The organism is Yersinia sp. LJYL362 (assembly GCF_048323875.1).
The window spans coordinates 19,954-27,442 of record NZ_JBLWEX010000273.1 but is presented as its reverse complement, the minus strand read 5'-3'; the positions used below and the strand labels follow the sequence as shown (position 1 = coordinate 27,442).

Genomic DNA, 7,489 nt, shown 5'->3' with positions numbered 1-7,489 from the left:
AACGGGCTTCACCCAGCATTTCACGCTCTTCATCAATCAATACACCCGGCAAACCGCCCCACTGGAAAGAGAGCACGGCAGTCGCCCCCAGTTTGGCAAAGCGATCATATTGATGAGCAGCCACCAGCTCATTGTGCGCCAGCCCCGGCCGGATATCTTTGCCAGGGAAGGCTGCTCGCATCTGTTCCACCGCATCCAGCACCATTTCGATGGCACCATCACCCACGGTGTGAGTGTGTGGATGAAGGCCAGCACGGGCGCATTCCAGAATCACCGCATTGACGACTGGCGCGGTAAAATAGAGGTCGCCATAGTGTTTAGTTGGCTGCCAATCTGGGTTTTCTGCCGTGCCGTGGTTGGCACGATAAGGTTCGAGCAGGGCGGCAGTCATGGTCGGCGGCTGTAATACACCGTCGATAAACAGTTTCAAGTGATCAACAGCAAACCCCGGCGCGGGTGTCCACTCTTCATTTCCCCACAGGCGACCAAATTCCACCACTTCTTGCACCACGCGTGCCGCATCTTCCGGCCCTTGCAGGCTGTCTGGTGTCACTTCTTTGGCACCCAGAACGCGTAAAGTCAGCTCATTGCGCTCATATAATTGGCGGAAAGCCACTAATTGTTCGGCAAATACACGGGTATCCATCACCGTAGTGACGCCCTGAGCATTTAAGACTTGCTGCACATGAGCGGCAATTTGCACATTCTTTTCTGGCGTGGCGGAAGGGATGCTATCAAAGGCGCGCATGGCCGGTGCATCTTCCAAAATGCCGGTAAGTTTGCCGTTCGCGTCGCGAGCAATTTTGCCATCGGGTGGGACCGGCGTATTTTCATCAATCCCCAGCAACTCAAGCGCGCGACTATTGGCCGCCAGCGTGTGGCAGTCATTCGAGAACAACGCCACCGGGCGACGAGTATTAAGTGAGTCGAGGGCGGCACGGCTCATATCTGCACCTACCGGTGTCATGGCCTGTCGCTGCCAGGCTCGCACCGTCAACCAGTCATTTTCACCTTTAAAGGGATCACTATCGAGATGCTTTTGGATAATATCCAACGTCTGCTCAACACTCAGCGCGGCATAATTGAGATTACAACCGATCAGCTGTTTGCCCCCCCAAAACGGGTGCATATGGCTGTCAATAAGGCCGGGCATCATAAACTTACCAGCCAGATCGATAAGTTGGGTTTTCGGGCCGGAAAATTGTGGGATAAGCTCATCATTGCCCGTCGCCAGAATATAGCCCTGGCCCAGTGCGATGGTGCTGCACACCCGGTTATTGGCATCTGCCGTGTAAATGATGCCGTTGTAATAGATAACATCGGCGACAGTAGATTGTTGAGTCATAGTAGGCTCTCAAAAATCCCGTTCTTCCTTGATGTTGCAGCAGTTTTCAGATGCTTGCCACAACGCCAATGATTTTGGGAATAGGTGGGTCAAATAGCCATTATAGCCTGTATCTTGGGTAAAACTCCGAGTGAGATACAAACTGAGGCTGGTGTTAGCTTAAGGGTTTTTTAGTAATTCGGCTTTCATCGTGGCGGTCAGATGGCGCAGTATTTCTGTTTCCGAAAAACCTAATTCGGTTAATTGTGTCAATCCATCCAGACCACAGACCAGCCCAATCAAACGCCATGCGATATCACTGGCACTTATATCTGAACGGAATTCATTATTGGCTATTCCGGCATCAATCACCTCGACGGTGGCCTGATGCCAATCCGACATTGAGGTGGCGCAGGCGGCTTTAATCAAGTCATCGCGTTCGGCCATGACCGAGACTTCATTCCATAAACGCGTTTCTCGTTTACCCGCTTCATCTTGTGGATAACCCAGAACAAGAAGCACCCGCTCGTGGGCCGGTAAGTTTTGGCTGTTTATCGCGAAAGCCGCTAAAGATTGCTTCACTAATAATAGAAAAGCATCGGCTCGCAGTCGTGAAACCGACGTGAAGTGATGATGGACTTGCCCAACAGCCACTCCCGCCTCACTGGCAACACGGCGCACGGTGGTCGCGTTCATCCCCTCGGTTATGGCGACACGCATCGCAGCGCGCAAAATGGTGTCATGTCGCTCTTCACGATTCAAATAGGCCAAAGAGACTCCTTTATCTGACGCATTAATATTTTCATCATTATGTGATGAATTGGACGTTAGTTCAACTTTCCGCTATTATTGCGAAATTGAACAGGTGTTCAACACTAATTTATGCCTAATCCGAGCGTTTTGTATGTCTAAAAAGTGGATGATTTTCTACGTTATTATTCTGATGTATCTCCCTGTTTCTATTGATGCAACCGTACTTCATGTGGCTGCCCCACGGCTGGGGATCGCCTTGTCTGCTACTGGCAGCGAGTTACTGTGGATCATCGATATTTACTCGTTGGTTATGGCCTGTTTATTGCTCCCTATGGGGGCACTGGGCGATCGCATCGGTTTTAAACGTCTGGCTTTATTGGGGTCGGTACTGTTTGGTATGGCATCACTTGGGGCTGCTTTGGCACCGTCGGTTGCCGCGTTGATTGCTGCGCGTGCCTGTCTGGCGATTGGCGCGGCGATGATTCTGCCCGCCACTTTATCCGCAGTGCGCCATATTTTTACTGATGAACGCGAGCGGGCTTTAGCATTAGGAATTTGGGTAGCTATTGGCACCATGGGCGCGGCGATGGGGCCGTTGGTCGGTGGGTTATTAATGGAATACTTCTATTGGGGATCGGTGTTCTTAATCAATATTCCTATTATTATCGCGGTGGTTATTGCCACATTGGTGGTTATTCCTACTCAGCCGATGCGCACTGAACAGACATGGAAATTGGCTCCGGCATTGGTGTTGATCACTGCCATCCTGATGTTGGTCTATGCTGCCAAAACCGGGCTGCGCGGCAATGGCGACCCGGTGACGACGTCGCTGACGGCTTTGTTTGGTGGTGTGATGCTATTTGCTTTTGTGCGCCATCAATTGTCTACCTCTGCCCCGATGATCGATTTTCGTCTGATAAGTCAGCGAGTTATTGCCGTTGGCATAACAATGGCAATGACGGCGATGATAACGCTGGTGGGGTTTGAATTACTCCTGACGCAAGAATTGCAGTTTGTGTTGGGCAAAAGTCCACTTGAAGCGGGCATATTTCTGCTGCCTTTAATGATTGCCAGCGGAGTGAGCGGGCCGCTATCGGGATGGTTAGTGGCCAAGCTGGGATTACGTACTGTCGCCAGTGCCGGTATCGCCTTCAGTTCATTGAGTTTTCTTGGGTTGGCCTGGACAGATTTTGCCACGCAGGTATATCTGGCGTGGGGATGGATGATATTACTCGGTTTCAGTATTGAAGCTTCACTGCTGGCCTCCACGGCGGCAATCATGAGCGCCGCTCCACCAGAAAAAGCTGGTGCGGCGGGAGCCGTCGAAGGTATGGCTTATGAGTTAGGCGCAGGTTTGGGGGTGGCAATCTTTGGTTTGATGCTATCGCGGGCCTATACATCCTCGATTGTATTACCGGAGGATTTGCCCGCCAGCTTAACGGAACAGGCCAGTGCTTCTATTAGCGAAACCATTCAGGTAGTAAATAATCTTGGTGGATATGACGCGCTGCTCAATAGCGCCAAACTCGCTTTTTCAGCCTCGCACAGCTTAGTATTAGGTACCGCCAGCGGTTTGTTGATCCTGCTGGCGACCGTAGTGTGGTTTGCGATGCCGGGGAAAAAAATACGGCAATTTGCACATTGACCGAGGGGGCCAAATGGCCCCTGATACCCATCCACGACTTCTTTTTTTATTAAACTGTTTATTAACGGTTTAGAGTCTGCTAACTCTCTTTATTCATTAGCCATTGCTCTTAATTAAGTGTGTGATATACCTATTCACGGTAGTGATTTGGGTTTTGATTGATAAATGATGTCAAAACCGTATTTCCATAAAGAGTAAGGCTTTCTCTATGACCGCGCGGCCGTTCGCAGCACAACTCGATATTGACAGTTCAACTCAACCTGTCCGGGTCTCTATCAAAGGAGATTGGGTGCTGGCGCATTACCGCGTTTTGGAACCGGTCGTCACGCAATTTCGTGCCAGTCAGCCTCAGTCAGTGGTCTTTGATCTTACGCAATTGGGGGCTTTAGATACCGCTGGTGCGACGCTGTTAGCCCTGCTTCTGGGTGAAGATCGCATCAATCATCTGCGCGAACTTGCGCCTAAACTGCCCGAAGAACGCCGCACTTTATTGGAAACCGTTAGCCGTGTTTTACCTGATTTAGCCTCAGAGTCGTCAGAGAAATCACCTTCATTTTGGCTTGAATTATTGGCGAACACTGGCCGGTCGATGGACAATTTATGGCAAGACATCAAATCGTTACTGGGTTTTGTCGGCCTGACTCTTGAAGCGCTATTCAGCACGATTTTCCGCCCCTCGCGCTGGCGAATGACCTCCTTGATTGCCAATATTCAGCAAATCGGCCTCAATGCTGTTCCTATTATTATGCTACTGACGTTTCTGGTCGGAGCGGTCATTGCCTTTCTCGGCGCGACAGTATTAACCACTTTTGGTGCGGGTATTTTTACTGTCGATTTGGTGGTGTTTTCTTTCCTACGTGAATTTGCTGTGCTGCTGACTGCTATTTTAATGGCGGGGCGCACTGCCAGTGCCTTTACCGCTGAAATCGGCCTGATGAAAGCCAATGAGGAAATCGATGCCATCCAAACTCTGGGGTTAAATCCGGTTGAATTATTGGTGCTGCCACGGGTATTGGCGTTGTTAATCTCATTACCAATGTTGACCTTTATCGGTATGGTTTGCGGCATTTTCGGTGGGATGGTGGTCTGTGCTTTAGCTCTCGATATTTCGCCCACCATGTTTTTATCAATCATGCAAAACAGCAATGGATTACAGCATTTTCTGGTGGGGATAAGCAAAGCGCCGATTTTCGCTTTCCTGATTGCCATCATTGGTTGTCTGGAAGGGTTCAAAGTCACCGGCAGTGCTGAGTCTGTCGGGGTACACACCACCACCAGTGTGGTGCATTCAATCTTCGTGGTGATCTTGCTTGATGCCGTCGCAGCACTATTTTTCATGGAAATGGGATGGTGAGCCAAATGACACAAGAGCCAATCATTCAAATTCGCAATCTGGTGAATTGTTTTGGCAAACAGTGCGTGCATCAGGATCTTAATCTTGATGTGCAGCGCGGTGAAGTGCTCGGTGTGGTGGGGGGATCGGGTACGGGTAAGTCAGTGCTACTGCGCAGTATCGTGGGATTACGTCGCCCTACGGCTGGGCAGATTCATGTGTTTGGTCAGGATTTAATGACACTATCGGGCCAGGCGCGTTCCCAAGTTGAACGCCGATTTGGTGTATTGTTTCAACGAGGCGCATTATTTAGTTCTCTGACGGTGACGGAAAACGTGGCCTTGCCATTAATCGAAAATGCGGGTTTACCCCGTGGCGAGGCAGAGCGGTTAGCGCAGGTTAAATTAGCGCTCGCGGGGTTACCGCCAGGAGCGGGCAGTAAATATCCGGCTTCACTGTCGGGCGGGATGGTCAAACGTGTTGCTTTGGCGCGCGCGTTGGCATTAGACCCGGATATTTTGTTTCTCGATGAGCCGACTGCGGGTCTTGATCCTATTGGTGCGGCGGCGTTTGATAGTTTAATCCGCACCTTGCGTGATGCACTGAATCTTACGGTATTTCTGGTGACACACGATCTGGATACACTCTATACCTTGTGTGATCGTGTGGCCGTGCTGTCACAAAAGAAAGTGCTGGTGGTAGATACATTAGATAAAGTGGCTGCAACTGATGATGACTGGATTCAGGCGTATTTTCATGGCCCTCGTGGCCGGGCTGCTTATCAGGCAGCGGCAGCAATTAATAGTGAAGAGAGGTTGTAAATGGAAACCCGTGCTCACCATGTTGTCATTGGTTTGTTCACTCTCATTGTGGTCAGTGCTGCGCTGTTATTCTGCCTATGGCTGACAAACGCCGGCTCTAATCGCCAGTTCAAGCTCTACGATATTGTTTTTAATGAACCGGTGAGTGGTCTGTCTCAAGGGAGTATCGTGCAGTACAGTGGTATTCGGGTTGGCGAAGTGACTCAACTGCGTTTGGACAGTGAGAACCCTAATAAGGTTTGGGCACGTATTCGCGTCTCTGCTTCGACACCTATCCGCCAGGATACCCAAGCCCGTCTGACGGTTGCTGGTATTACCGGCACCTCAAATATTCAATTTAGCAGCAGCACCCCGTCAAGCCCGTTATTAGAGGGTAAAGATGGCGAAATTCCTATTATTATCGCCACTCCGTCACCGATGAGCCAATTGCTGGCCAATGGCGAGAATTTCATGAGTAACGCCAATGAAGTGCTGATGCGCTTAAACCAGCTATTGGCACCTGATAATCAGCAGCGGCTCATCACCACACTGGATAATCTCGCACTGGTCACCCAAACTGTCGCCGATCAACGTCAGGATATTCGCACCATGTTGCAGCAGTTGGCGCAGGCCAGCAAACAAGCTAATGAGACACTGGCACAAACCAATCGCTTGCTGCGCAACGCCAATGGATTGATGGACGGGCAGGGTAAGCAACTGGTTAATGATGCTGCCAAGACTATGGCATCGTTACAAAATACCAGCATCATTCTCAATAAATTGGTCAGTGAAAATCAAACTTCTCTCAATAATGGCATGCAAGGAATGAATGAATTGGGGCCTGCTGTTGATGAGTTGCGCAGAACATTAGCCACATTGCGTGCGGCGGTTTCCCGTTTGGAAGAAAATCCAGCGGCTCTGCTTCGTGGCCGTGAAAGAACACAGGAGTTTACGCCTCGATGATATCTCTGAAGATAATACACTCTACCGGTCGTGGTGCGCGGCTGTTGATGTTATCCGGACTGGCGATGTTACTGTCAGCTTGTACCATTTTACCCAGTGCCCCGGTATCGCAGGTTTACTTACTACCCGTGCCGCCCGCAGCAAATGCGCCGCGCGCGCAGGCAGTAAATTGGTCGTTGCGAGTATCACAACCGGCTACCAATCAGTTTATCAACAGCTCGCGTATTGCTGTGCAGCCAGAAGGGCAGGAAATAGCGGTCTACAAAAATTCGCGCTGGACTGATCCGGCTCCTATTTTAGTGCGTAATCGCCTGATTCAGGAGTTCCGCACTGATGGCCGTATTCCTGCGGTCAGCAGTGACGATGATAGCCTGCAGGCTGATGTTGAGCTGAGCGGCGATTTATCGGCATTTCAGGGGGTATATCAAGCGGGTAACAGTGAAGTGCTGATCCGTTTTGATGCCCGACTGGTGCGGATTTCAGATCGTAGAATTATGGCGACGCGACATTTTGAAGTTCGGCAACCGATTAAGGGCGCACAGATGAATGAAGTGGTAGATGCTTTTGGCTTGGCGAGCAATCAGTTGGCCTCACAGGTATTGAACTGGACACTGCAACAGTCGCCTCAGTAACAGTTATTTCAGCAAACAATCACTTACGTAAGAGTGGTG

7 protein-coding genes are annotated in these 7,489 nt (G+C 50.3%); 5 read left to right on the top strand and 2 right to left on the bottom strand.

All coding sequences use genetic code 11. The annotated features are described in order from the left end of the window. Positions 1–1,345 (bottom strand): amidohydrolase (locus ACNSO8_RS17215; RefSeq protein ID WP_418395352.1); only part of this gene is annotated, 1,345 nt, incomplete at its 3' end. 159 nt (positions 1,346–1,504) lie between these two features. Beyond that, positions 1,505–2,095: a TetR family transcriptional regulator gene (locus ACNSO8_RS17210; protein WP_046050522.1), complete on the bottom strand. Its 591-nt coding sequence runs from the start codon at positions 2,093–2,095 to the stop codon at positions 1,505–1,507. 133 nt (positions 2,096–2,228) lie between these two features. Here ACNSO8_RS17210 and ACNSO8_RS17205 point away from each other — a divergent pair, with 133 nt between their 5' ends. The 5 genes from ACNSO8_RS17205 to ACNSO8_RS17185 all read left to right on the top strand — a co-directional run bounded on the left by ACNSO8_RS17205 (position 2,229) and on the right by ACNSO8_RS17185 (position 7,450). Continuing rightward, positions 2,229–3,722: an MFS transporter gene (locus ACNSO8_RS17205; RefSeq protein WP_050322337.1), complete on the top strand. Its 1,494-nt coding sequence runs from the start codon at positions 2,229–2,231 to the stop codon at positions 3,720–3,722. Between the two features lie 208 nt (positions 3,723–3,930). Next, positions 3,931–5,076: an MlaE family ABC transporter permease gene (locus tag ACNSO8_RS17200; protein WP_411928914.1), complete on the top strand. Its 1,146-nt coding sequence runs from the start codon at positions 3,931–3,933 to the stop codon at positions 5,074–5,076. Continuing rightward, positions 5,070–5,876 carry an ABC transporter ATP-binding protein gene (locus ACNSO8_RS17195; RefSeq protein ID WP_013650221.1) on the top strand — a complete coding sequence of 269 codons (807 nt, stop codon included), beginning with the start codon at positions 5,070–5,072 and terminating at the stop codon, positions 5,874–5,876. Before ACNSO8_RS17200 ends, ACNSO8_RS17195 begins: the two co-directional genes overlap by 7 nt. Beyond that, positions 5,877–6,818, top strand: coding sequence for an MlaD family protein (locus ACNSO8_RS17190; protein ID WP_005158681.1), 942 nt, complete (start codon positions 5,877–5,879; stop codon positions 6,816–6,818). Beyond that, positions 6,815–7,450, top strand: a complete 636-nt coding sequence (locus ACNSO8_RS17185) for an ABC-type transport auxiliary lipoprotein family protein (RefSeq protein WP_019081697.1) — start codon at positions 6,815–6,817, stop codon at positions 7,448–7,450. The genes ACNSO8_RS17190 and ACNSO8_RS17185 overlap by 4 nt, the downstream gene beginning before the upstream one ends. Positions 7,451–7,489 lie beyond the last annotated feature (39 nt).